This window comes from Hydrogenophaga luteola (genome assembly GCF_042648585.1).
In the GTDB taxonomy this organism is placed as follows: domain Bacteria; phylum Pseudomonadota; class Gammaproteobacteria; order Burkholderiales; family Burkholderiaceae_C; genus Hydrogenophaga; species Hydrogenophaga luteola.
In genome coordinates this window covers 152,977-177,274 of the sequence record NZ_JBHRXX010000009.1, presented here as the reverse complement: position 1 = coordinate 177,274, position 24,298 = coordinate 152,977, and the positions used below count along the sequence as shown (strand labels likewise).

25 protein-coding genes and 1 tRNA gene are annotated in these 24,298 nt (G+C 61.2%); 3 read left to right on the top strand and 23 right to left on the bottom strand.

Annotation, left to right across the window (positions count from 1 at the left end):
• Positions 1-8 precede the first annotated feature (8 nt).
• From ACFOPI_RS19660 to aceA, 12 genes are all read right to left on the bottom strand, one after another.
• Positions 9-461, bottom strand: coding sequence for a very short patch repair endonuclease (locus ACFOPI_RS19660; protein ID WP_382177676.1), 453 nt, complete (start codon positions 459-461; stop codon positions 9-11).
• Positions 462-983: 522 nt separating this feature from the next.
• Positions 984-1,060 (bottom strand) — tRNA-Pro (locus ACFOPI_RS19655).
• Positions 1,061-1,095: 35 nt separating this feature from the next.
• Positions 1,096-1,545, bottom strand: a complete 450-nt coding sequence (locus ACFOPI_RS19650; protein WP_382177673.1) for a MerR family transcriptional regulator — start codon at positions 1,543-1,545, stop codon at positions 1,096-1,098.
• Positions 1,546-1,745: 200 nt separating this feature from the next.
• Positions 1,746-2,072 carry an integration host factor subunit alpha gene (locus tag ACFOPI_RS19645; RefSeq protein WP_066151798.1) on the bottom strand — a complete coding sequence of 109 codons (327 nt, stop codon included), beginning with the start codon at positions 2,070-2,072 and terminating at the stop codon, positions 1,746-1,748.
• A 38-nt stretch (positions 2,073-2,110) separates the two neighbouring features.
• Positions 2,111-4,534, bottom strand: coding sequence for a phenylalanine--tRNA ligase subunit beta (gene pheT, locus ACFOPI_RS19640; protein WP_382177670.1), 2,424 nt, complete (start codon positions 4,532-4,534; stop codon positions 2,111-2,113).
• 36 nt (positions 4,535-4,570) lie between these two features.
• A complete protein-coding gene (gene pheS, locus ACFOPI_RS19635; protein ID WP_382177667.1) occupies positions 4,571-5,623 on the bottom strand; it encodes a phenylalanine--tRNA ligase subunit alpha in 1,053 nt (350 codons plus the stop codon).
• 118 nt (positions 5,624-5,741) lie between these two features.
• Positions 5,742-6,101: a 50S ribosomal protein L20 gene (gene rplT, locus ACFOPI_RS19630; RefSeq protein WP_066151478.1), complete on the bottom strand. Its 360-nt coding sequence runs from the start codon at positions 6,099-6,101 to the stop codon at positions 5,742-5,744.
• 24 nt (positions 6,102-6,125) lie between these two features.
• Positions 6,126-6,329, bottom strand: coding sequence for a 50S ribosomal protein L35 (gene rpmI, locus ACFOPI_RS19625; protein ID WP_066151481.1), 204 nt, complete (start codon positions 6,327-6,329; stop codon positions 6,126-6,128).
• A gap of 194 nt (positions 6,330-6,523) precedes the next feature.
• Complete coding sequence (infC, locus tag ACFOPI_RS19620) at positions 6,524-7,126, bottom strand: translation initiation factor IF-3 (RefSeq protein ID WP_382178754.1); 603 nt, start codon at positions 7,124-7,126, stop codon at positions 6,524-6,526.
• A 100-nt stretch (positions 7,127-7,226) separates the two neighbouring features.
• On the bottom strand, positions 7,227-9,134 hold the full coding sequence (gene thrS / locus ACFOPI_RS19615; protein WP_382177662.1) for a threonine--tRNA ligase: 1,908 nt from the start codon (positions 9,132-9,134) through the stop codon (positions 7,227-7,229).
• Between the two features lie 214 nt (positions 9,135-9,348).
• Positions 9,349-9,747, bottom strand: coding sequence for a DUF4189 domain-containing protein (locus tag ACFOPI_RS19610; RefSeq protein ID WP_382177659.1), 399 nt, complete (start codon positions 9,745-9,747; stop codon positions 9,349-9,351).
• A 205-nt stretch (positions 9,748-9,952) separates the two neighbouring features.
• Positions 9,953-11,284: an isocitrate lyase gene (aceA, locus tag ACFOPI_RS19605; protein WP_308327685.1), complete on the bottom strand. Its 1,332-nt coding sequence runs from the start codon at positions 11,282-11,284 to the stop codon at positions 9,953-9,955.
• Positions 11,285-11,648: 364 nt separating this feature from the next.
• Here aceA and ACFOPI_RS19600 point away from each other — a divergent pair, with 364 nt between their 5' ends.
• Entirely contained in the window at positions 11,649-12,521 is an 873-nt protein-coding gene (locus ACFOPI_RS19600) for a DMT family transporter (RefSeq protein WP_382177656.1), read from the top strand.
• Between the two features lie 5 nt (positions 12,522-12,526).
• On the opposite strand, the gene ACFOPI_RS19595 is transcribed toward ACFOPI_RS19600, so the two are convergent.
• Together ACFOPI_RS19595 and hemN are read right to left on the bottom strand one after the other, a co-directional pair.
• Entirely contained in the window at positions 12,527-13,201 is a 675-nt protein-coding gene (locus ACFOPI_RS19595; RefSeq protein WP_382177654.1) for a sulfite exporter TauE/SafE family protein, read from the bottom strand.
• Between the two features lie 50 nt (positions 13,202-13,251).
• A complete protein-coding gene (gene hemN / locus ACFOPI_RS19590) occupies positions 13,252-14,631 on the bottom strand; it encodes an oxygen-independent coproporphyrinogen III oxidase (RefSeq protein WP_382177651.1) in 1,380 nt (459 codons plus the stop codon).
• A 178-nt stretch (positions 14,632-14,809) separates the two neighbouring features.
• On the opposite strand from hemN, the gene fnr reads away from it, so the two are divergent.
• On the top strand, positions 14,810-15,529 hold the full coding sequence (gene fnr, locus ACFOPI_RS19585) for a fumarate/nitrate reduction transcriptional regulator Fnr (protein WP_382177648.1): 720 nt from the start codon (positions 14,810-14,812) through the stop codon (positions 15,527-15,529).
• A gap of 73 nt (positions 15,530-15,602) precedes the next feature.
• Here fnr and ACFOPI_RS19580 read toward each other — a convergent pair whose 3' ends face one another.
• From ACFOPI_RS19580 to ACFOPI_RS19540, 9 genes are all read right to left on the bottom strand, one after another.
• On the bottom strand, positions 15,603-15,896 hold the full coding sequence (locus ACFOPI_RS19580) for a hypothetical protein (protein ID WP_382177645.1): 294 nt from the start codon (positions 15,894-15,896) through the stop codon (positions 15,603-15,605).
• Between the two features lie 48 nt (positions 15,897-15,944).
• Positions 15,945-16,181 (bottom strand): FixH family protein, encoded by a 237-nt coding sequence (locus ACFOPI_RS19575; protein ID WP_382177642.1) that lies wholly within the window; start codon positions 16,179-16,181, stop codon positions 15,945-15,947.
• An 83-nt stretch (positions 16,182-16,264) separates the two neighbouring features.
• Positions 16,265-17,638 (bottom strand): cytochrome c oxidase accessory protein CcoG, encoded by a 1,374-nt coding sequence (gene ccoG / locus ACFOPI_RS19570; RefSeq protein WP_382177640.1) that lies wholly within the window; start codon positions 17,636-17,638, stop codon positions 16,265-16,267.
• A 138-nt stretch (positions 17,639-17,776) separates the two neighbouring features.
• On the bottom strand, positions 17,777-18,691 hold the full coding sequence (gene ccoP / locus ACFOPI_RS19565; protein ID WP_382177637.1) for a cytochrome-c oxidase, cbb3-type subunit III: 915 nt from the start codon (positions 18,689-18,691) through the stop codon (positions 17,777-17,779).
• A 30-nt stretch (positions 18,692-18,721) separates the two neighbouring features.
• Entirely contained in the window at positions 18,722-18,859 is a 138-nt protein-coding gene (locus ACFOPI_RS19560; RefSeq protein WP_066151511.1) for a cbb3-type cytochrome oxidase subunit 3, read from the bottom strand.
• An 11-nt stretch (positions 18,860-18,870) separates the two neighbouring features.
• Entirely contained in the window at positions 18,871-19,626 is a 756-nt protein-coding gene (gene ccoO / locus ACFOPI_RS19555; RefSeq protein ID WP_382177632.1) for a cytochrome-c oxidase, cbb3-type subunit II, read from the bottom strand.
• A gap of 13 nt (positions 19,627-19,639) precedes the next feature.
• Complete coding sequence (gene ccoN / locus ACFOPI_RS19550; protein WP_382177629.1) at positions 19,640-21,085, bottom strand: cytochrome-c oxidase, cbb3-type subunit I; 1,446 nt, start codon at positions 21,083-21,085, stop codon at positions 19,640-19,642.
• Between the two features lie 67 nt (positions 21,086-21,152).
• Entirely contained in the window at positions 21,153-21,290 is a 138-nt protein-coding gene (ccoS, locus tag ACFOPI_RS19545) for a cbb3-type cytochrome oxidase assembly protein CcoS (RefSeq protein WP_066151515.1), read from the bottom strand.
• Between the two features lie 45 nt (positions 21,291-21,335).
• The gene (locus tag ACFOPI_RS19540; protein WP_382177626.1) at positions 21,336-23,732 is read right to left on the bottom strand and encodes a heavy metal translocating P-type ATPase; all 2,397 of its coding nucleotides are present in this window, start codon (positions 23,730-23,732) and stop codon (positions 21,336-21,338) included.
• Between the two features lie 83 nt (positions 23,733-23,815).
• Between ACFOPI_RS19540 and ACFOPI_RS19535 the strand changes: the two genes are divergently transcribed.
• Positions 23,816-24,259, top strand: coding sequence for a universal stress protein (locus ACFOPI_RS19535; RefSeq protein WP_066151517.1), 444 nt, complete (start codon positions 23,816-23,818; stop codon positions 24,257-24,259).
• Positions 24,260-24,298 lie beyond the last annotated feature (39 nt).

Below are 24,298 nucleotides of genomic sequence, written 5' to 3'. Positions count from 1 at the left end.
ACTTCTCTTCATACTGCTGACCGCAACTCACCGAGCGGACTCGAACTTTCAATCCAGTGGGTCAGTGGTTGCATCAGCGCATCCTCTGTCTTGCAGCGGCGGATGAAGCACTCCCAGACTACGAGCACACGCCACCCTGCCACTCGAAGTGCTTCAGCAGCCACCCTGTCTCGCTGCCTGTTGCTCTCGAACTTCTCTCTCCAAAACTCTGTTCGGGTGCCTGGAACCTTTGCCAGACTGCATCCGGAATGCCCATGCCAGAAGCAACCATTAACGAAGATTGCAACTCGCCTGCCCGGAAGAACAATGTCTGGGGTTCCTGGAAGATCTTTGCGATGGAGCCGGTATCTGTAGCCACCTGCAAACAGGGCCTTGCGAACCCGCATCTCTGGCTTTGTGTCCTTGCCACGAATGCGCGCCATCATCTCGCTGCGCTTTTCTGTTGGAACGATGTCAGTCACTGTTCAACTTGTTCGCGTCGAGAGCAGAAGTCCTGCCTGTATTCCAGTTAGTGAAGATGTGAGCTTTGATTCAAAGGCTCACCCGACTGCCGCATGATTAAGCGACTGATCGTACCAGGTATCGGCCAGTGGCCTCTGCGACATCCACCCGCTGACTACCAGACCCTGTTGAGAGTCCTGAGTCTGCTTGAACCCTACGTGCAGGCAGGGATAGAGGGAAGACCAATGTTGCGCCCGATCGCTTGCAACGACACGTCGGTTGAACGTGTTGCCAAAGCGCGTTTTCGAGTACACGAGCCTGCGTTGCCAGTTGGCACGAAGTTCCGACCGCGTCGCGTAGCTGCAACAAGATCAGTCGCGGACAAAGCCCCAGCAAAACAGGCGGTGATTTCTGCCCATGTGGCAACACCTCAGCCCACAGCAGTGTTGGAGCCACCGCAGCGGTTTACCCCCCGGTTTACCCCCGAAGCGCCACAAAGAAAAACGGGTTAGCTCATTTCTGAGCTAACCCGTTGATTTTATTGGTCGGCGTGGCGGGATTCGAACTCGCGACCCCTTGCACCCCATGCAAGTGCGCTACCAGGCTGCGCTACACGCCGACAAGCCTTGCATTATAGCGTGCAAACTGATCGATTCACACGGGAGCGATAAGAAGCTCGCGGATTTCGAGCAACTCCCGCCGGACCCCCAGCAACGCAGCTGAGGGTTGCTCAGAAACCGAAGGAACTGCCTCCGCCACGAACTCTTCTTCTGCATCCCCCAGGACGTCGTACCCGACAGAATCAGAGAAATCATCGTCCTGCGCGCGGCGCCTGTCCCGCTCGGCCTGCACCAGTTCTTGAAGCTTGTTGCGGGCCCCACTGATGGTGAAGCCCTGGTCATACAGCAACTCGCGAATCCGCCGGATCATGAGCACTTCGTGGTGCTGGTAGTAGCGTCGGTTGCCACGCCGCTTCATTGGGCGCAACTGGGTGAACTCCTGCTCCCAGTAGCGCAGCACGTGCGGCTTGACACCACACAACTCGCCCACTTCCCCTATGGTGAAGTAGCGTTTTGCTGGGATCGGGGGAAGCGATTTTTCCATCAAAATCAATACGGTATAGACCGAACCTTGAAATTTACTCTAAGCGCCGGCACCGCGCGCTGCGCATCAGAAAAAACCGTACAAACTGTTGCAAATCCATCTCTTTAGCACTTTTTCTGGACAGCAGGGAAACAAAAAACCCGGTGACCAAAGGTCCCGGGCTTCATCAGTTGCCTGTATGACCAGGCTGTGCGAAATGCTCAACCGGTGACAACGGCCGCCTGCACCTGCTCCTTGAGCTTGGGGCTCGCATGGAACGTCACCACCCGACGGGCTTCAATGGCCACGGGCTCTCCCGTTCTCGGATTGCGCCCCGGTCGCGGGGCCTTGGTTCGGATCTGAAAGTTCCCGAATCCGGAGATCTTGACATCGGTGCCTTCAACCAGGCAGTCAGTGATCAGATCAAAAAACGCATCAATCATGTCCTTGGACTCGCGTTTGTTCAGGCCAATCTGATCAAACAGCAGTTCTGCAAGCTGCGCTTTTGTGAGTGCTGGGGTTTCCAGGCTCTCGACTGCCAGTTCCATTGGGGTGTGCTCCAAGTTCTTGTCCATACCAAGCGCGCTCAACGTAGGCGCGCACCCACGCGCTGCTCCAGCGAAACCAGCGCTCCCTTGACCACCGCCTCGATTTCCTGCTCGGTCAGTGTAGCGTCCTCACGGCTGAGCGTCAGGCGCACGGCCAAGCTCTTCTCATCAGACGCCAAGCCGCCGCCCTGTCCTTCAGGCGTCTTCTTGGGTCGGTACACATCAAACAACACGGCGTCGCGAAGAAGCTCGCCACCTGAGTCCCGGATAGCGTCCATGACGGCGGCGTGCGTCACAGCCTCCTTGACCACGATGGCGAGATCACGCTCGACTGGCTGGTGGCGACTCACGCTCTGGAACAGAGGTATCTCGCGCTGCAGCACCGCATCAAGCGCCAGTTCAAACATCACCGGCGCCTGCGCCAGGTCGTAGCCCTGGCGCCACTTCGGATGCAGTTCGCCCACATAGCCGATGCAGCGCTCACCCAGCCAGACACTGGCGCACCGACCTGGGTGCATTGCAGGGTGCTCGGTTGGCTTGAAGGTGGCTTGCAACGGTGCCAGCAACGTCTGCACATCACCCTTGATGTCGAAGAAGTCGACGCTGCGCTCAGCGCTGCCCCATTGCAGGCTGTCGACTCCTCCATATGCCAGACCTGCCACCCTCATGGGCTGGTCGAACCCGGCTACGGAGGTGTCGCTGTCCTGAACCGACGGATCCTTGCGGAACACGCGCCCCAGTTCAAACAGGCGCACACGCTGCGCCTTGCGGTCCAGGTTGAACTTGAGCACCGCGATCAGGCTGCCCAGCAAGGACGAGCGCATCACGTTCATTTGGCTAGCGATCGGGTTCAGCAGTTTGATCGGATCTGCATTGCCAGCCAGTTCGTGTTCCCACCGCTCCTCGACAAAACTGAAGTTGATGGTTTCCTGGTAGCCCAGTTGCGCCAACAGTCGGCGTACAGCAAACGGGCCACGCCGGCTCTCGGTGCGCAGCTTGGCGGTGATGGGCGCCAATGGAGGATTCGTCGGCAGCTGTTCGTAGCCGATCACGCGCGCAACCTCTTCGATCAGGTCTTCCTCGATCTGCAAGTCGAAGCGGAAGGTCGGCGGCGCCACGGTGATCGTGCCATCGCCTTCGGTGACAGCCAGTCCAAGACGGCGCAGCGCACCAGCGCATTGAGCCTGAGTCACCGGCATACCGATGACCTTTGCCGCACGAGCCACGCGCAGCATGACCGGCTTGCCTTCCGGCAATCCAAGCACCTGGTCGTCCAGCGGACCTGCCTGACCTCCACATATCTCCAGCACCAGCTGCGTGATGCGTTCGACGTGCTCGACCGTGGTGGACGGATCCACGCCACGCTCGAAGCGGTGGCCGGCGTCGGTGCTGAAGTTGTAGCGGCGTGAACGGCCGGCGATCGCCTTGGGCCACCAGAAGGCCGCCTCGATGAAGATGTTCTGGGTGTCGTCGGACACGGCGGTGGCGTCACCGCCCATGATGCCGGCCAGAGACTCGACCTGCTGGTCGTCGGCGATCACGCCGACCTCGGCGTCGACCGTGATCGTGTTGCCGTTGAGCAGCTTGAGCTGTTCGCCCTCGCGGCCCCAGCGCACCTGCAGGCCCCCATGGATCTTGTCGAGATCGAAGATGTGCGACGGCCGACCCAGCTCGAACATCACATAGTTGGAGATGTCCACCAGCGGCGAAATGCTGCGCTGGCCGCAGCGCGCCAGACGCTCGACCATCCAGGCCGGCGTCTGCGCTTTTGTGTTGACGCCACGCACCACACGGCCGCTGAAACGGCCGCACAGGTCACTCGCGTGCACGCTCACCGGCAGTCGGTCGGGCACCTGAACAGCGACCTTGGGGAATTCGGGCGGAACCAGCGGCGTGTCGGTCAGCGCGGACACTTCGCGCGCGATGCCATACACGCTCAGGCAATGCGCCAGGTTGGGCGTGAGCTTGAGCGTGAACAGCATGTCGTCGAGCCCCAGTTGCTCGCGGATGTTGCGGCCGACCACGGCGTCTTCACCCAGCTCCAGCAGGCCATTGCTCTCTTCGGAGATTTGCAGCTCCTTGGCCGAGCACAGCATACCCTGGCTCTCGACGCCGCGCAGCTTGCCCAGCTTGATGGCAAACGGTTTGCCGTCCTCACCCGGCGGCAGCAAAGCCCCGACCGTGGCACACGGCACTTTGATACCAGCGCGCGCGTTTGGTGCGCCACAGACGATGTTCAAAGGGGCGCCATGCCCCACATCCACCTGGCACACGCGCAGGCGGTCGGCATTGGGGTGTTGTTCGGCGCTCAGGACCTGGCCCACCACCACGCCGGTGAAGGCAGGCGCGAACGGGCGCAGTTCTTCGACCTCCAGACCAGCCATGGTCAGGGTGTCGGCCAGCTGCTGGCTGGTCAGAGGCGGGTTGCAGAAGGCACGCAGCCAGGATTCGGGGAATTGCATGAGACGACTCGGTACGTGGGCAAGCGGCGCAGAGAATCAGGCGAACTGACGTAAGAAGCGGATGTCGCCGTCAAAGAACAGGCGCAGATCGTTCACGCCATACCGCAGCATCGTCAGGCGGTCCGGCCCCATGCCGAAGGCAAAGCCGATGTAGCGCTCGGGGTCCAGGCCCATGTTGCGCACCACGTTCGGGTGCACCTGGCCGGAACCGGCCACCTCCAGCCAGCGCCCGGCCAGCGGGCCGCTCTGGAACTGGATGTCGATCTCGGCGCTGGGCTCGGTGAACGGGAAAAAGCTGGGACGGAACCGCAGCACCAGGTCATCGCTTTCGAAAAAGGTACGGCAGAAGTCAGTGAAGACGACCTTGAGGTCCTTGAAGCTCACGTTCTCACCAATCCACAGGCCTTCGCACTGGTGGAACATGGGCGAATGCGTGGCATCGCTGTCGACGCGGTAGGTGCGGCCCGGCGCGATCACGCGGATCTCCGGCATCGGAAGGCCTGCGTCCAGCGCAGCACGGTGGCGCTTGACGTGCTGCACCGCGTGGCGGATCTGCATTGGGCTGGTGTGGGTGCGCAGCAGGTTCGGCGCTTTTGCGCTGCCACCTTCCACATAAAAAGTGTCGTGCATGGAACGCGCCGGGTGGTCCTCGGGCGTGTTCAGCGCGGTGAAGTTGAACCAGTCGGACTCAATCTCGGGGCCTTCGGCCACCTCGAAGCCCTGCGAGCCAAATATCGCTTCGATACGCTCCAGTGTCAGGCTCACGGGGTGCAGACCACCCTGCCCGCGCTGGCGCCCTGGCAGCGTCACGTCCAGCGCCTCTGCCTTGAGCTGCGCCTGCAATTCGGCATCGGCCAACGCCTGGCGGCGCTCGGTCAGCGCCGCTTCAATGGCCTGCTTGGCCACGTTGATCGCGGCCCCGCGGGTCTTCTTCTCGTCCACCGACAAAGCGGTCATACCCTTCATCAGCTCGGTGATGCGACCCGATTTGCCAATGTACTGCGCCTTGGCGTTTTCCAGATCGGCAGGGGTGGGTGCCTGCGCGAACGCAGCGCGCGCGCCTTCGACCAGTGCGTCCAACTCGTTCATGTGTGTCTCGTGCGGGAAAACAAAAAAGGGGCTGAGAGCACCGAGGGAACCCCTCAAGCCTCAACCCCTTTGAGCGACGTCGTCACCACCGGCAGGGGCCAGCAGGGACGGTCGTAAATCAAGCGGCCAGCTTGGCTTTGACTTGCTCCACGATGCTGTTGAAAGCAGCGACGTCGTTGACGGCCAGATCGGCCAGGACCTTGCGGTCGATCTCGATCTGGGCCTTCTTCAGGCCATTGGCGAACTGGCTGTACGTCAGGCCGCAAGCGCGTGCACCGGCGTTGATACGCGCAATCCACAGCTGACGGAAAACGCGCTTCTTGGTGCGGCGGTCACGGTAGGCGTACTGACCGGCCTTCATCACCGCCTGCTTGGCGATGCGGAAGACGTTGCCGCGGCGACCGCGGAAACCCTTGGCAAGGGCGAGAACTTTTTTGTGACGGGCGCGTGCCGTTACACCACGTTTGACGCGAGGCATGTGTTGCTCCTTGTTCGTCGTTGATCAAATGCCCATGCCGGGCAGCATCTGCGCCATGTGACCCATGTTGGTCTCATGAACAGTCACCGCACCACGCAGATGGCGCTTGTTCTTGGTGGTCTTCTTGGTCAGGATGTGACGTTTGAAGGCTTGACCGCGCTTGACGGTGCCACCGGGACGAACGCGAAAACGCTTCTTCGCGCTGCTCTTGGTCTTCATTTTGGGCATGTGAATGCTCCTTTTTCATTTGTGCTCGTGAGGCGCCGCGAACCTTCCGCGGACTTGCTGGCCCCGAGCCACTTTTTGTGACCCCACCGAAGTGAGATCATTTCGGCCCACCGCCATGGACGGCAGACCTCGATCAGACAGGAAGACTGAACCTGCCCGACCAATCTTGGCGCACCACGGCCCGACGTCGTCCGTCAGGCCGCCGGCTGGACAGCGGGCTCTGCCGCTGCCTTGGACGCGCCACCGCCCACTTTCTTCTTGCCGGGCGCGATCATCATGATCATCTGGCGCCCTTCCAGCTTGGGGAACTGCTCGACGACGATGGCATCGCCCAACTCATCCCGGATGCGATTGAGCAAGGCTAGGCCAAGCTCCTGGTGCGTGATCTCGCGTCCGCGGAACCGCAGCGTGATCTTGCATTTGTCTCCATCGTCCAGAAAACGACGGATGTTGCGCATCTTGATGTTGTAGTCGCCGTCGTCGGTCCCGGGACGGAACTTGACTTCCTTGATTTCGATAACAGTCTGCTTGGCCTTCGCCTCAGCAGCCTTTTTCTGCTCCTGATACTTGAACTTGCCATAGTCCATCAGCCGGCACACAGGCGGATTCGCTGTCGCCGCGATCTCGACCAGATCCACGTCCAGCTCACCGGCCATGCGCAACGCTTCCTGGAGACTGACAATGCCCAAAGGCTCGTTGTCTGGCCCGTTGAGGCGGACCTCGGGGGCCATAATTTCCCGGTTCAGGCGGTGTGCACGCTCTTCACGCTGGCGGCGGTCGCGAAAGTTGGTAGCTATGGCTAGTTCCTTGTCGTGGGCTGTTGATCAATAAAAAGACGAACCCCTCGGGGCCACGCACAGTGCACAGCAGCCGAGGGGCCTTCCGGAGCGGATGAAATCACACTTTGGAGGAAACGTCTGTCGCCACTAGTTGGGAGAAGTTCTCCAGCGACATGACACCGAGGTCTTTATTACCTCGTGCCCGCACAGCCACGGTACCAGCAGCTTTCTCCTTGTCGCCCACGACGAGGATGTAAGGCAGCTTTTGCAACGCGTGTTCCCGTATTTTATACGTTATTTTCTCGTTGCGGAGGTCCGCTTCAACCCTAAGCCCTTGTTTTTGCAGCAATTTCGCCACTTCCTGCACGTAGTCCGCCTGGGCATCGGTGATGTTGAGCACTGCCACTTGCACCGGCGCCAACCACACAGGCAAGGCGCCGGCGTGCTGTTCGATCAAGATACCGATGAAGCGCTCGAGGCTACCGACGATGGCGCGATGCAGCATGATGGGCCGGTGGCGCGAACCATCCTCCCCAACGAACTCTGCATCCAGCCGCTCAGGAAGATTGGGATCCACTTGGATGGTGCCGCATTGCCATTCGCGGCCCAGAGCGTCCTTGAGCGTGTACTCGATCTTTGGCCCGTAAAACGCCCCCTCGCCCGGCAAGTATTCGAATGCACACCCCGACGCCTTCAAGCCTTCGGCCAACGCTGCCTCCGCCTTGTCCCAACTTTCTTCAGTGCCAATGCGCTTTTCAGGTCGGGTCGAGAGCTTGTAGAGGATGTTGGTAAAACCAAAGTCCTTGTAGACCTGCTGCAGAAGAGTGGTGAACGCCATGACCTCGGACTGGATCTGGTCCTCGGTACAAAAAATGTGGCCATCGTCCTGCGTGAACGCACGCACTCGCATGATGCCGTGCAAACCGCCAGAAGGCTCATTGCGGTGGCACTGTCCAAACTCGCCATAGCGCAGTGGCAGGTCCCGATAGCTTTTGATGCCCTGCTTGAAGATGATGATGTGGCCCGGACAGTTCATCGGCTTGAGCGCGTAGTCGCGTTTTTCCGACTCGGTCACGAACATGTTCTCTCGGTACTTGTCCCAATGGCCGGTCTTCTCCCAAAGCGCCTTGTCCAGGATCTGCGGCCCCTTGACTTCCTGGTAGCCGTTATCGCGGTAGACAGCGCGCATGTACTGCTCCACCGCCTGCCACACGGTCCATCCTTTGGGGTGCCAGAACACGGTACCAGGCGAGTGCTCGTCCAAGTGGAACAGGTCAAGTTCGCGACCGAGCTTGCGGTGGTCGCGCTTCTCGGCCTCTTCCAGCATGGTCAGATACTGCTGCAACTCGTCCTTGGTAGCCCAGGCCGTGCCGTAGATGCGTTGCAGCATTTCGTTGCGGTGATCACCGCGCCAGTAGGCACCGGCCACCTTCATCAGCTTGAAGTGCTTGAGCTTGCCGGTGCTGGGCACGTGCGGTCCCCGACACAAGTCTTCGAACGCACCTTCGCGGTAGAGCGACACATCCTCGTTACTAGGAATGCTGGCAATGATTTCAGCCTTGTAGTGCTCGCCCAGCGCCTTGAAGTAAGCCACCGCCTCGTCGCGCGGTAGCACGCGGCGTACCACCGACTCATCCTTGTTGGCCAGCTCGATCATCTTCTTTTCGATGGCCGCCAAGTCCTCGGGCGTGAAGGGGCGCTTGTACGAGAAGTCGTAGTAGAACCCGTGCTCAATCACCGGGCCGATGGTGACCTGCGCATCGGGGAACAGCTCCTTGACCGCATAGGCCAACAAGTGGGCCGTGGAGTGACGGATCAGCTCCAGACCATCGGCGTCCTTGGCAGTAACAATGGCCAGAGAAGCATCTTCGGCGATCAGAAAACTGGTGTCCACCAACTTGCCGTTGACCTTACCACCCAGCGCCGCCTTGGCCAGGCCGGCACCAATGGAGGCAGCCACCTCTGCTACGGTAACTGGACTGGAAAATTCTCGCAGAGAGCCGTCGGGAAGCGTGATGTTGGGCATGACATGATCCGAAAAACAAAAAGCGCGGCTATGGCCGCGCTTTTGAAGGAGAAAACTAAAACTGCAAAAATGGCAGGCGCGAACTGCTGGCCTCAAAGGGCCATAACTACAAGCTCCGGTTTAGTTCGCGGTGTCATAACCAAGCAGCAAGAAGACAAGAAAGAACTTAGCAAAACTTGATTTTTACACAGTTCGGGAAGCCCATCTGAACCGATCAGTTGCACTGCGTTTCAAGCCACCCAGGAATCACACAACTTGTTCCGCCCTTGGCGACGCAGTCCGACATGGCCCGCGAGTCGGCGACTTCCTTGGAAGACCCACTGGCAGCACCCCAGACGTTGTTGTTTCCCCGCGCAGCAGATCCACAGGTACCGTTACCAGAGAACTCGAGAATGACCTCGCATCCCATACCGGTCCCAACCAAGCGCGCGCACTGCGCCAACGCATCGCTGTTAGCCTCGGGCTGAGAAGCATAGTTGGTCACGATAGTGCCGACACCGTTGATGGTATTGACTGCAATCGCACCGCGCGCCGTGGCCTCCCCTCCGCCACCACATCCTGCCAAAGTCAAAGACATTGCCAGAACAGATACCCATTTCCATTTGCTCAACACTTGGACTCTCCTGCTTTGTAGTGGTCTGAGCGACCGGCTTTAACCGACAAATTCTCCCACGGCCGGAGAGGAATGTTCCCTGGCTACGCATCGATGTAGGTTATTGACGACAGAACGCATGCCGCAAACAAGAAAAAACCCCGGGATCGCGGTGCCGCGAGCCGGGGGTTGTTGCTTGATTTTAGCGAGCTGGCCGCCAGATCAATCAGTGGAACTGCTCTTCTTCGGTCGAACCAGTCAGAGCCTTCACGCTGGAAGACCCCCCCTGGATCACGGTGGTCACGTCGTCGAAGTAACCGGCACCCACCTCCTGCTGATGCGACACGAAGGTGTAGCCCTTCTCACGAGCCTTGAACTCCGGCTCCTGCACCATCTCGGTGTAGTGCTTCATCCCCTCACCGCGGGCGTAGGCGTGCGCGAACTGGAAGGTGTTGAACCAGTTGATATGGATACCGGCCAGCGTGATGAACTGGTACTTGTAGCCCAGCGCGGACAGGTCGTCCTGGAACTTGGCGATCTGCTTGTCGTCCAGGTTCTTCTTCCAGTTGAACGAGGGCGAGCAGTTGTAGGACAGCAGCTTGCCGGGGCAGGCGGCGTGCACGGCCTGGGCGAACTCACGGGCAAAGCCGATATCGGGCACGCCGGTCTCGCACCACACTAGGTCGGCGTAGGGAGCGTAGGCCACGCCGCGGCTGATGGCTTGCTCCAGGCCGTTCTTGACGCGGTAGAACCCTTCTTGGGTGCGCTCACCGGTCAGGAAGGGCTTGTCGTTGGCGTCGTGATCGCTGGTGATCAGGTTGGCGGCTTCGGCATCGGTGCGGGCCAGCACGATGGTGGGCACGCCCATCACGTCGGCAGCAAAGCGGGCGGCGATCAGCTTTTCGATGGCTTCCTGCGTCGGCACCAGCACCTTGCCACCCATGTGGCCGCACTTCTTCACGGCGGCCAGCTGGTCTTCGAAGTGAACGCCAGCAGCACCGGCAGCGATCATGTTCTTCATCAGTTCGAAGGCGTTCAGCACGCCACCGAAACCGGCTTCCGCATCAGCAACGATGGGCAGGAAGTAGTCGATGAATTCGGCGGAACCCGGCTCGATGCCACGGCTCCACTGGATTTCGTCCGCGCGCTTGAAGGTGTTGTTGATGCGGCGGACCATGGTCGGCACCGAGTCGTAGGCGTACAGCGACTGGTCGGGATACATGGTTTCGCTGGTGTTGCCGTCGGCAGCGACCTGCCAGCCCGACAGGTACACGGCCTCCAGACCAGCCTTGGCCTGCTGCATGGCCTGACCGGCGGTGATGGCACCGAAGGCGTTGACGTAGCCCTTCTTGGCGCCGCCGTTGACCTTTTCCCACAGCTTTTCGGCGCCGCGCTGGGCCAGGGTGTACTCGGGCTGCATGGAGCCGCGCAGCCGCACCACGTCAGCGGCGGAGTAACCGCGCTTGACCAGCTTCCAGCGAGGGTTGGTGGCCCAGTCTTTTTCCAGGGCTTCGATCTGCTGTTGGCGGCTCAGTTGTTCTTTGAGGGACTGGGGCATTTGCGACTCTCCATGAGGTTGATGAATGGGACGGCTTGTTCCTGTTGCAGACCAGAGCCAATGGGAGAACTTTAAGTCTTATAGAAGACTTTTGGAAGCTCTTATGTCTTATATAAGATAGAGAAAAAACTCTTTAAATTCAATGCGATTCTACAAAAATCCTGCAATGTGGGAATCGCTTTCTTGTATTGAGAAATTTTTTTGCAGCGCAACACATGTGATTTCTCATTGCAAAATGGAATGACTCTATTTGGAAGGCGATGATCGCCGCTGGCTGGGGCATGATGCTGGCCCTATGTCACCAGAGCCGAACCTTCCGACCACCCCCGCAAAATTTGGCGCGTATGTCTGCCTAGCGGCCAGCATGTCGCTGGTGGGGAGCTATGTCGCACTCTCAAAACCATTGGTTGCGGCGTTTCCGGTCTTCCTGCTGGCGTGGCTCCGCTTCGGTATCGGGGTGGCGGCCATGTGGAGATGGCTGCGCAAGCCTGCAGAAGAGCCCCAGCTGTCCGCTCGTACCCAAAAGCTGCTGTTCCTTGAGTCCTTCCTAGGCAACTTCCTATTCTCCATCTGCATGCTGTTTGGCGTGTCGATGACCACGGCGGTGTCCGCTGGCGTGGTGATGTCCTCCATTCCGGCGGTGGTGGCAGTCCTCAGCTGGGTGTTTCTCAAAGAACGCATCGGCAAGCGCACCGCCCTGGGCATCGCGTGCGCTGCAGTCGGAATCGGGCTCTTTTCAATGCAGAAGGCAGGCAGTGCCACACACGCACAAGGCCTCGGGTGGTTCGGTCTCGAGCAGCAGTTCTGGGGCAACCTGCTCGTGTTCGCAGCGGTTGTGTGCGAGGCCTCTTATGTGGTGATTGGAAAACGGCTCACCGAAGGTCTGGGGCCCAAGCGGATATCCGCCATCATCAACCTTTGGGGTTTCGTGCTGGTCACGCCTTTTGGGCTGTGGGCGGCCAGAGCCTTTGACTTCACCTCCATCACAGCACCGACGTGGGGTCTGCTGGTCTTCTACGCACTGGCCGCCAGCGTCTGGACGGTATGGCTCTGGATGACTGGGTTGAAGTCTGTTCCTGCTGCCCGCGCCGGGGTGTTCACAGTGATGCTCCCGATCAGCGCAGCCACTATCGGCGTGCTGTTCATGGGTGAAACCCTCAGCCCGCTCCAGATGTTTGCTTTTGGTGTGGCCTTGCTGGGCCTGGTTCTGGCAACCCTGCCAGGACGTTCAAGCTGAGAGGCTCAAGCGCACCAGAGACCGGTGGGATCGGTGATTCCCATCCAGAGCGCCCAACCGGAGGTGGCGGCCAATGCGATCCCTGCCAGCCGGATGCCCCAACCACCTGAGCCGTCGCCCCGCAAACGCAGCAAGAGCCAGGGCCCGATGGTCAACGAAAGCGAAGTCCCGGCGGAGAACAGCGCCATGATCATCGCGCCCTCCATTGCATTGGCTGACAAAGACGCCACCATCAGCGCGGAATACAGTAATCCGCATGGCATCAGTGCCCACGCGACGCCGAGTACCGCGGGCGCCTTGGCCCCCAGGCGTCCGAACACCGGTCGCGTCCTGCGCCAGACGCCTTGGGCCAGCCCGTCGAGCCATGCTGGCTGGCGAGCCTGCCAGATCAGAACCAAACCGAGCAGCATGGCTGCCACGTGAAACATGGTCCAGACCGGCCGGATCACAGAGGTGTTGGTTCCCAGCCAAGCCAGGCCTTGCACAGAACCTGCGGCAATCGCCCCGAAGAGGGAGTAGCCAAGCAGTCGTCCAGCCTGGAAGTTCAGCAGAGCCGCCGTGCTCTGGCGCCCGGTCACGCCACGACTGATGCCTGCGCAAGCGGCTCCACACATGGCGACACAATGGGGACCACCAGCGATCCCCATGAACAGTGCGGTGAGCGCCATGGATGTTTGCATGGCAGAACTCTAGCAGTCGCAACCCTCGCGCTGGCTCGAAACCACGCGAGTCAGATGATCTTGGAGAAACGCGCCCGGTCCTGGTCGACCTGCAGGTTTTTGTCGAAAACCATGGCGATGGCGCGAACCAGATACCAACCTGCTGGCGTCACCTCCACACCAGAGTCGTCGATGCGAACCAGTCCGTGTTCGGCATAGCCGGCCAACACCTCCAGCTCGCGAGCAAAGTAGCTCTTGCAGTCGATCAGGTGTCCCAGGTTGATTGATTCGAACTGAAGCTGCCCCTGGCACATCAGGGACATGATCACGGAGCGGCGCAACAAATCGTCCCTGGTCAGTGCCAACCCGCGCACGATCGGAAGACGACCCTGGTCCAGCGCGTCGTAATACTCCTCAATCGTCTTGGCGTTCTGGCTGTAGGTCGCACCGATGCGGCCGATGGCCGAAACACCCAAAGCGATCAGGTCGCAGTCGGGCTGCGTGCTGTAGCCCTGGAAATTTCGGTGCAACCGCCCCTGTCGCTTGGCCACGGCCAATGCATCCGTCGGCAACGCGAAGTGATCCATGCCGACGTAGACGTACCCCGCATCGCTCATGGCATCCAGCGAAGCCGACAGCATCGACAGCTTGTCTCCCGCGCTGGGCAACTCGGCGGCCACGATCCGGCGCTGCGGTTTGAAACGTGCTGGCAAGTGAGCGTATGCGTAGAGCGCGATGCGGTCGGGGCGCAACTGGTTGACTTGGGCAAGCGTGCGGGCAAACGACTCGGGCGTCTGCAATGGCAAGCCATAGATGAGGTCCACGTTGACCGACTCAAATCCGATCTTGCGTGCCGTCTCGACCAGTGCGAACACCTGCTCGACCGGTTGCACCCGGTGCACCGCTTTCTGAACAGCGGGATCGAAATCCTGTACACCGAAACTCAGTCGGTTGAAACCCAACCTGGCCAGTGTCTGCAAACGCTGGTCCGTCACCGTGCGAGGGTCGACCTCTATGGAGTACTCGCCTCCTGGCACGAGCGTGAAGTTGCGGCGGATCATTGTCAGAAGATCCTCCAGCTCGGCGTCGGACAGGAAGGTCGGCGTTCCTCCTCCCAGATGCAGCTGGGACACGGCGTGCCCCTTCCCGAAGTGCTGCACCTGAAGCTCCACCTCACGCGACAGATACCGCAGGTATTCCGCAGCCCTTTCGTGGTGCTTGGTGATGACCTTGTTGCAGGCGCAGTAGTAGCAGACAGACTCGCAGAAAGGAATATGGACGTACAGCGACAACGGCAATGCGAGCGACCCAGCCCGACGTTGTTCCAGCGCCTGGATGTAGTCGCTCTCCGTGAACGCTTCTACAAAGCGGTCTGCGGTGGGGTACGAGGTGTAACGGGGACCCGGGATGTCGAATCGCTTGAGCAATTCGTCGGAAATGGCGTGACTCACAAACAATTCTCCAGTTCTCAGCGCGAATGTGCACCAAGGCAGAAATAGCACCCTTGATCAAGATCAAGGGCCGTCCAAGCCCCGGGGTTTCCCCCCATCCCCCCAACGAGGGTGAGCGCTTCCGCCTTGCTGGCACTTGTGACCATGCGTTAAGCTTCGGGCGAAATCTGGAAGATTTATGGACATTCACAGCATCAAAGTCGCCTGTTCCAGTTGCAACCTCCGGGAGTTGTGTCTGCCCATGGGCCTCAACCCTGAGGAAATGGACAAGCTGGACACCGTGATCTCCACGCGCAGGAGGATCAAGCGGGGAACAGCCCTGTTCAATACCGGCGACAAGTTCACTTCGCTCTACGCGGTGCGATCGGGCTTCTTCAAAACCTGCGTGACCACCGCCGACGGCAGGGACCAGGTCACCGGTTTCCAGATGACCGGTGAAATCATCGGCATGGATGGCATCGTCAGTGACCGTCATTCCTGTGACGCCATTGCTCTTGAGGACGCCGAAGTCTGTGTGATGCCGTTTGACCAGGTGGAAGAGCTGTCACGGGAGTTCACCACGCTGCAGCACCATGTCCACAAGATCATGAGCCGGGAAATCGTCCGCGATCACAGCGTGATGCTGCTGCTGGGCAGCATGCGTGCCGAGGAACGTCTCGCAGCCTTCCTGCTCAACCTCGTCCAGCGTCTGCATGCACGCGGCTTCTCACAGTCCGAGCTCATCCTGCGTATGACCCGGGAAGAGATCGGGAGTTACCTGGGCATGAAGCTTGAAACCGTGAGCCGGACGTTCTCGAAGTTCGTCGAGGAAGGCATCATCGAAGTCAAACAACGCTATGTGCACATCAAGAACACCGATGCGCTCAAGCAGATCGTGAACCCCCAGACCTGCCGCTGAACCTATTCGACCCCTCCAAAAAACCCCGCTCAGGTCTGAACCCTGAGCGGGGTTTTTATTTGCGAAACGCAGATCAGCTGCACCCGCCGTTGCGGGCACAGTCCTGGGGACGCTCCGTTTCAGGTACCGGACAGCGATTGACCTCGAAGGGAGACATGGCGAGCAAGGTGGTCAGCGCGCTCGATGCCATGGTGACACACCAGAACACGAAGAACGCCAGTGTGTAGATGGCCTGTCGAGACAGCTCCAGGGGGTTACCGAACCAGTGGAGATCACCCGGGTCGACCATGGCGAAAACAATCATCTCGAGCACCGAAGCCACTAGAAATGCTGGCCACGCTATCCACATCCACCGCTGAGCTTTCATGAGTCGTATCCTTCACTCCTGTGTGGCTGCATTCGGTGATGCGGCGTCCTACTTGGAGGGGGCCGCCGGTACGACCGGCGAAGCGGCGTGATTGCGCGCCTGATGGGCCGGCTGCATCTTGGCCAATGCATCGACCTTGGCCTGCCCTTCAAGCCGCTGAGCGGCGGCAAGATCTCTCTCGTAGTCGGACTTGTTGAGCACAGGATCGGGGTTCTTCACTGCGATGACCAAGGTGATCACGCCAGCGACGATCACGGCAACAGGCCCACCGACCACCAGCCACATGTGGGGCACCTTCCACCACGGCGTGGCCGGGTGATGACTTGGATTTGCTGACATGACTTGTTCCATAAGCGTGTGAATTCAGTTTAGCGTGGAACGATGAAGACGGCCTTCTCCACCACCTCAGACACATCGCTGCCGGTGGACCGGATGGTGAACCGTATCGGGTGCGAGCCGGCGGGCGCGGCGTTGGGCGGGATCTGGACGCGCACGGCGGCGGAGCGCACTTCTGTGGAAAGCACGTCCACTTCGGTTTCCGACGCGATCATCACGCCCTCCAGTCCCTCGACACTGATCTGGTAGCGCTGCGGAGACTCGGTCGCATTCATGATTTGCAGGCGGAACACGTTTTCGATGCGCCCCTGCTCCACCATGCGCGCCAGTGCTCCGCGGTCGCGAATCACATCGACCTTCAGCGGCGTGCGCAGGAAGAGACTGACAAACACGGCCAGGGTGATGACCGACAGAATGGTGGTGTAGACGAGTACCCTGGGACGGAAGGCGTGACGGACCATCTGCTCGCGGGTCCAGCCCTTGGCCATGCCATTCTGAGTCGAGTACTTGACCAGTCCGCGCGGATAGCCGACCTTGTCCATCACCTCGTCGCAGACATCGATGCAGGCCCCACAACCGATGCATTCGTACTGCAATCCGTTGCGGATGTCGATGCCCGTCGGACAGACCTGCACGCAGAGCGTGCAGTCGACACAGGCACCCAATCCCAGGGCTTTGGGGTCTGCCTTTTTGGAGCGCGCCCCGCGCGGCTCCCCACGTGCCTTGTCGTAGGTCACGATCATCGTGTCCTTGTCGAACATCGCGCTCTGGAAGCGGGCATACGGACACATGTACTTGCAGACCTGCTCGCGCATGAAGCCCGCGTTTCCGTAGGTCGCGAACCCGTAGAAGAAGATCCAGAAGGTCTGCCAAGGGCCCAGCGAGGCGGCCATGCTCAGACTCGCCAGCTCCCGGATAGGGGTGAAGTAGCCGACAAAGGTGAAGCCTGTCCAGAGCGCGAACAGGATCCACAAGGCATGTTTGAGCGAACGCTTGCCGAACTTGCGGGCATCCAGGCTCGACTCATCCAGCCGGATCCGCGCCGAGCGGTCGCCCTCCACCTTCTTCTCGATCCAAAGGAAGATTTCGGTGTAGACGGTCTGGGGACAGGCGTAACCGCACCATAGGCGGCCAGCGACCGCAGTGAAAAGGAACAGGGCCAGTGCGGAGATGACCAGCAGTCCGGTCAGGTAGATGAAGTCCTGCGGATAGAGGACCAGCCCAAAAATGTAGAAGCGGCGCGCTTCGAGGTCGAAGAGCACCGCTTGGCGGGCATTCCACTCCAGCCAGGGCAATCCGTAAAAAAAAATCTGGGTGAACCAGACCAGCGCCCAGCGCCACCTGGAGAACAGTCCGGACACCGAACGGGGATGGATCTTCTTGCGCGAGGCGTAGAGAGAAACCATCACCTCATCGTCCTCCGGAACACCTTTCGGTGTCTCAGGGACGATGGGAATCACGGGGGGCCTAACAGTGCTTGAGGCGTCTGGCGCTGGAGAACTCACGGATGACCTGGCGAGAGAAAAGTGACTGGCTTCAGGCCATCACTGCTTGGCGGCAGGCTTGTTGGACAAACCCCAGACATAGGAAGCCAGCACATTGATCTGGGCTTCGTTCAGCAGCGCAGCCTGTGGCGGCATGTGGTTGTTGAAACCATTGTTGACAGCGCGAACGATCGCTTCTTCGCCCCAGCCGTGCAGCCAGACACCGTCGGTCAGGTTCGGTGCACCCACGGCCGCCATGCCTTTGCCCTCGGGACCGTGGCAGGCCGCACAGGCGGCGAACTTGGCCTTGCCCTGAGAAGCACGGACCGAGTCGTTCGGGCTGCCGGACAGGCTGAGCACGTAGTGGGCCACGTCCTTGACGTCCTCAGGACCACCCACAGCCGCTGCCATCGGGGGCATCACGCCGGTACGACCCTGTGCGATCGTGGTCTTGATGTAGGCGTGATCGGAACCACCCAGCCAGTCGCCATCGGTAAGGTTGGGGAAAGACTTGGCACCACGCGCATCAGAACCGTGGCACTGGGCGCAGTAGTTCATGAACAGGCGCTCGCCAATGGCCATGGCCTGGGCGTCGGCAGCGATGTCTTCCGGCTTCATGCCGTTGTACTTCGCGTAGATCGGGGCGATGGCGTCCTCGACCTTCTTAACTTCGGCTGCGTGCTGCCCCTGGGACGACCAGCCCAGGGCGCCCTGGAACTTGCCGAACATGGGATAGAGGGCGCCGTAGACCAGACCGAAGACCACCGTGATGATGAACAGGTACACCCACCACTTGGGAAGGGGGTTGTTCATCTCACGCAGGTCGCCGTCCCACACGTGGCCCGTGGTGTTGTCGGCGTGGGTAGCTGCCTTGGTCGTGCCGCTGATGTACAGCAGAACCGCGCAGGCGATGATGCTGACGAGCGTGATGCCGGCCACGTAGAGGTGCCAGAAGTCGCTGATGAAGTCGCTCATGATGTTTTCTCGTGTTCGTTCCGCAATCGTTCAGTCGTCCTGGAAGGGCAGCTGGGCCGCCTCTTCGAAGTCGCGCTGATTGCGTTTGGACCAGGCCCAGACCAGGATGCCGACAAAGGTCAGCAGGCTGATCGTCGTGACGATGCTGCGCAGATCGTTGATGTCCATGGTCTCGCCCCTTATTGGGTCTTGGCGTCGGCCGCTGGCGCTGCGGGTTGCGCCTCTGCAGCGGGAGCTGCGGGTGCCGCGGCTTCAGGTGCAGCGGCGGGAGCAACTTCTGCAGCGGGTGCTGCGGCAGCAGGCGCAAGCTTGGCGGCGCTGCGTGCGGTGCCCAGCACCTGCAGGTAGGCGATCACGGCATCCAGCTCGGTCTTGCCCTTGACATCTTCCACAGACTTGGCGATTTCCTCGTCGCTGTAAGGCGCGCCCAGGGTGCGCAGGGCCTTCATGCGGGCGGGAATACCTTCGGCTTTCACGGTTTTTTCGGCCAGCCAGGGATAGGCGGGCATGTTGGACTCGGGCACGACATCGCGCGGGTTGTTCAAGTGGGCACGGTGCCACTCGTCGCTGTAGCGGCCACCAACACGGTGCAGGTCGGGACCGGTGCGCTTCGAACCCCACTGGAAGGGGTGGTCGTACACGTACTCGCCGGCCACCGAGTAAGGACCGTAGCGCAGGGTCTCGGCCTGGAAGGGACGGATCATCTGCGAGTGGCAGTTGTAGCAGCCTTCCTTGACGTAGACGTCGCGACCGGCCACCTGCAGCGCGGTATAGGGCTTGAGACCCTCGATCGGCTGGGTGGTGGACTTCTGGAAGAACAGCGGCACGATTTCCACCAGACCGCCGACAGCCACCACGAGGGTGATCAGGACGATCATCAGGAAGTTGCTGGTCTCGATCCGGGCGTGACCGGACAGATGTTCATTGCTGGCCATGTTGTTCTTCTCCTCAGGCGTGGGCGGGGTTGACGGCCATGACGGGGGCGTTGTGGGCCTTGCCCTGCAGCGCGGTCATGATCACGTTCCAGAGCATGACGATCATGCCGGCCAGGTACAGCAGGCCACCGACCAGGCGGATCACGTAGAACGGGAAGGTGGCTTTCACCGACTCGACGAAGGTGTACGTCAGGCTGCCGTCCGGGTTGACCGAGCGCCACATCAGGCCTTGCATCACGCCGGCAATCCACATCGCGGCGATGTACAGCACGATGCCGATGGTGGCGATCCAGAAGTGCAGTTCGATGGCGGGCACCGAGTACATCTTCTTCTGGCCGAACAGGCGCGGGATCAGGTAGTACAGCGAACCCATGGACACCAGACCCACCCAGCCCAGGGCGCCGGAGTGCACGTGGCCCACGGTCCAGTCGGTGTAGTGCGACAGGGCGTTGACGGTCTTGATGGACATCATCGGACCTTCGAAGGTGGACATGCCGTAGAACGACAGGGACACGATGAGGAAGCGCAGGATGGGGTCGTCACGCAGCTTGTGCCAGGCACCCGAGAGGGTCATGATGCCGTTGATCATGCCGCCCCAGCTGGGAGCCAGCAGGATCAGGGAGAACACCATGCCGACCGACTGCGCCCAGTCGGGCAGCGCGGTGTAGTGCAGGTGGTGGGGGCCCGCCCACATGTAGGTGAAGATCAGGGCCCAGAAGTGCACGATCGACAGGCGGTACGAATACACCGGACGCTCGGCCTGCTTGGGGATGAAGTAGTACATCATGCCCAGGAAGGCGGCGGTCAGGAAGAAGCCCACGGCATTGTGGCCGTACCACCATTGCACCATGGCGTCCTGCACGCCGGCGTACGCGGAATAGGACTTGAAGAGTTCCACCGGCAGGGCCGCGCTGTTGACGATGTGCAGCAGGGCCACGGCGATGATGAAGGCGCCGAAGAACCAGTTGGCCACGTAGATGTGCTTGACCTTGCGGATGCCCACCGTGCCGAAGAACACGATGGCGTAGGCGACCCAGGTCACCGCGATCAGCAGGTCAATCGGCCACTCCAGTTCGGCATACTCCTTGCCGCTGGTGATGCCCAGCGGCAGGGTGATCACCGCAGAGACGATGACGATATTCCAGCCGATGAAGGTGAACCACGCCAGCGCGTTGGAGAACAGCGGTGTGTGGCATGTCCGTTGGACAACGTAGTAGCTGGTTGCAAACAGCACGCTGCCGCCGAAGGCAAAGATTACGGCGTTGGTGTGCAGCGGTCGAAGACGACCGTAGGTGATCCACTCGATCCCCATGTTGAGCTCGGGCCAGGTCAGCTGGGCCGCGATGATGACGCCCACCAGCATGCCCACCACGCCGTAGATCACGGCTGCGATGGAGAACCAGCGGACGACGCTGTCGTTGTAGACCGCCGGTTGGCCGGTCTTTGTTGTCACGGACATACAGAACTCCTCATTAATGCCACTGGCGCAGTGTCCACATGTAACCTCGTGGACGCCTTGACTTACGTCAATCGCCTCTAAGAATGCGCTCGCCCTCGCGCTCGACGTTGTCGAACTGACCTGCGTGCAGTGCCCACCAGAACACGCCGATGATTGCGAAGACCAGCACGATCGAGACGGGTATCAGCAGATACAGGATGTCCATGTCGGCTCCTTGAAATAATCTCAATCTGAAACGCCAAGCGCCGGTTCAGACACCGGAGCGCTCGCGCGGCGGCGCGGCCAGCCGCAGCGCATTGAGGATCACCAGCAGCGAACTGCCCGCCATCCCCAGACCGGCCAGCCATGGCGGCATCCAGCCGACCAGGGCCAGAGGAACACACACCAGGTTGTACAGCGCGGCCCATACAAGGTTCTGACGGACGATGCGCATCGTGAACCGGGCTTGCTGCAAGGTCAACACCACGTCCTGGACCTTGCCGCCCTGCAGGATGAAGTCGGACTGCGCCTGCGCCAGCGGCGCCGCATGACCCAGTGCGAACGAGGTGTCGGCCCTGGCAAGCACCGGACCGTCGTTGAGGCCGTCGCCCACCATGGCCACCCGCAGTCCCTGCTTCTGCATGGACTCGATCTGCGCCAGCTTCTGTTCGGGTGAGGCACCTGCCACCACGTTCTGCACGCCGACGATCCCGCCCACCGACCGGGCGGCGGCCTCCCGGTCGCCCGACAACAGCCAGGTGCGCAACCCGGACTGGTGCAGGGCCGCCACGGCAGAAGCCGCGTCCTCGCGCACCCCTTCACTCAGATCAAAGCTGGCCAGCCATCCCTGCGCGTCAGAAAGGTGGACGCGGCCCGCGAGGGCTTCGCCCCCACGAGTAGCCAGACCACAGAACGCCGCGGACCCCATGCGGAGCAGCTCGCCTCGCGCGTTCCGCGCGGACAGCCCCTGCCCTGCCGCCTCGGTCAACTCGTTCAGATCGACCCGCTCGGTAGACAACACGGCCTCACGCGCGAAGGCGGCGATGGCGCGGGACACCGGGTGCAGCGAGCCTTCGGCCATGGCGGCGGCCAGCGCCAGCACCTGTCGGGAATCCGCCCCTTCACGAATCCGCTGACCCGTCACCGCCAGGCGGTCGTGGGTGAGTGTGCCGGTCTTGTCGAACACCACAGCGCCCACCTCTGCCAGCGTCTCGAACGCCTGCAGGCGGCGCACGAGAATGCCGCGCCGGGCCAGCGTCCCAGCGGAACTCAGCATGGCCGCTGGCGTGGCCAGCGACAGGGCACAGGGACAGGTCACGATGAGCACAGCCACAGCAACGGCCAGCGCCTTGGAGTGGTCGATCTGCCACCAATACGCGAACGCGAGCGCAGCGGCCGCCAGCACCAGCACGAGGAAGGGCGCCGCAATGCGGTCGGCCAGCACGGCCAGACGCGGCTTCTCTGTGGACGCCTTCTCCATCAGCGCCACGATCTGGGCGAACCGGGTGTCGCGCCCCAGGCGCTGCACCTCGACCAGCACCGGCCCGGCCAGGTTGTAGCTGCCCGCCACCACCCCATCGCCTTGTCGGCGGGTCAGGGGATCGGACTCGCCGGTGAGCAGCGCCTCGTCCACGGTCGCGGTGTCGCTGAGCAGCCGCCCGTCGCCCGGAAAGGCCTGCCCTGCCTGCACCCGCACCACATCGCCCACCGCCAGTCTGCGCACCGACAGCGATTCGAAACGCCCGTCGGCGGTCTGCCGCTCACACACCTCCGGCAGGCGGTTCATCAGCGCGTCCAGCGCACCGGCGGTGCGGTCCCTGGCCTTGAGCTCCAGATAGCGGCCGCCGAGCAGGAAGAACACGAACATGGTCAGGGAGTCGAACCAGACCTCATGGCCCCAGGGTCCCGTCGGATCAAAGGTGGCCGCCGAGCTGGCCAGGAAGGCCACGAGGATGCCAATGGACACCGGCGTGTCCATGCCGACACGACCCAGCTTGAGGTCGCGCCAGGCGCCCCTGAAGAACGGTCCGCTGGCAAAAGTGACCACGGGAACGCTGAGCACCCAGCTGGCCCAGCGCAGCAGCTGGTCGATGTCGGCCGGCATCTCCCCAGGCTCGGCCACGTAGGCCGGCCATGCGTACATCATCACCTGCATGGCGCAGAAGCCGGCCACGAACAGGCGCCAGAGAGCGAGCCGGGTTTCCTTCAGGCGTTCGGAGATCGAAAGTGCCTGCTGCAGCGGCAACAGGCGGTACCCGGTCTGCCCCACGGCTTCGGCCAGCGACGACATGCGGGTGGCACCGGGCTCCCACTGCAGCATCAGGCGGCGCGTCGCGGCATGGACCCGCGCACTTCGCACGCCAGGCAGGTCCTGCAAGGCACATTCCACCGTGTCGGCACAGGCGGCGCAGTACATGCCCTGCACCATGAGCACCGATTCGGCCACCGTTTGGCCGTCGATTTCCTTGAATTCGGTGAAGTCGTTCAGCTCAACCGGGTCATCGAGCACCGAAAAGTCATCGGTGACCGTGAGCGGTCCACGATGTGGTCCGAACGGGTCTTCTCCGCGCTGCGACAGGGCAGACGGTTCGTTGCCCAGCAAAAGCCCCACCGGGGGCGCGGTGGCGGCCTCGTTCATGCCGCGAGGGTAATTCAGGTCGCGTTTCATGCGGTTGATTTAAGTCAACCGCTACCCGGCAGTCAATGCGTAGCCTATATTCACTTTCCAACCACAACACACCGGAGATCAGCATGTACAAGCGCATCCTCGTGGCCACCGATGGCTCCAAACTGTCCAACATGGCGGTGGAACACGCCATTGGCCTGGCCGACATCACCGGCGCCGAGGTCGTGGCCCTGAAGGTGGTGCCGCGTTACCCGCAGACCTACTTCGAGGGTGGCGTGGCTTTGGCGGCAGCGGAAGTGGCCCGCATCGAGAAGCAGTGGAACGATGAAGCGATGGAGGCTGTCAACGCGGTCAAGGCCGCAGGGCAGAAGCGGGAGGTCAAGGTCAAACCGATCACCGTCAAGTCGGACCTGATCGCCGAAGCCATCATCGCCGCAGCCAAGCGCAACAAGGTGGACCTGATCGTGATGGCCTCGCACGGCCGCAAGGGCATCAAGCGCCTGCTGCTGGGCAGCGAGACACAGCAGGTGCTGACGCACTCGCACATTCCGGTTCTGGTTCTTCGTTGAGCGACCATCCGCAAAATCAAAGGCCCGCGATCGCGGGCC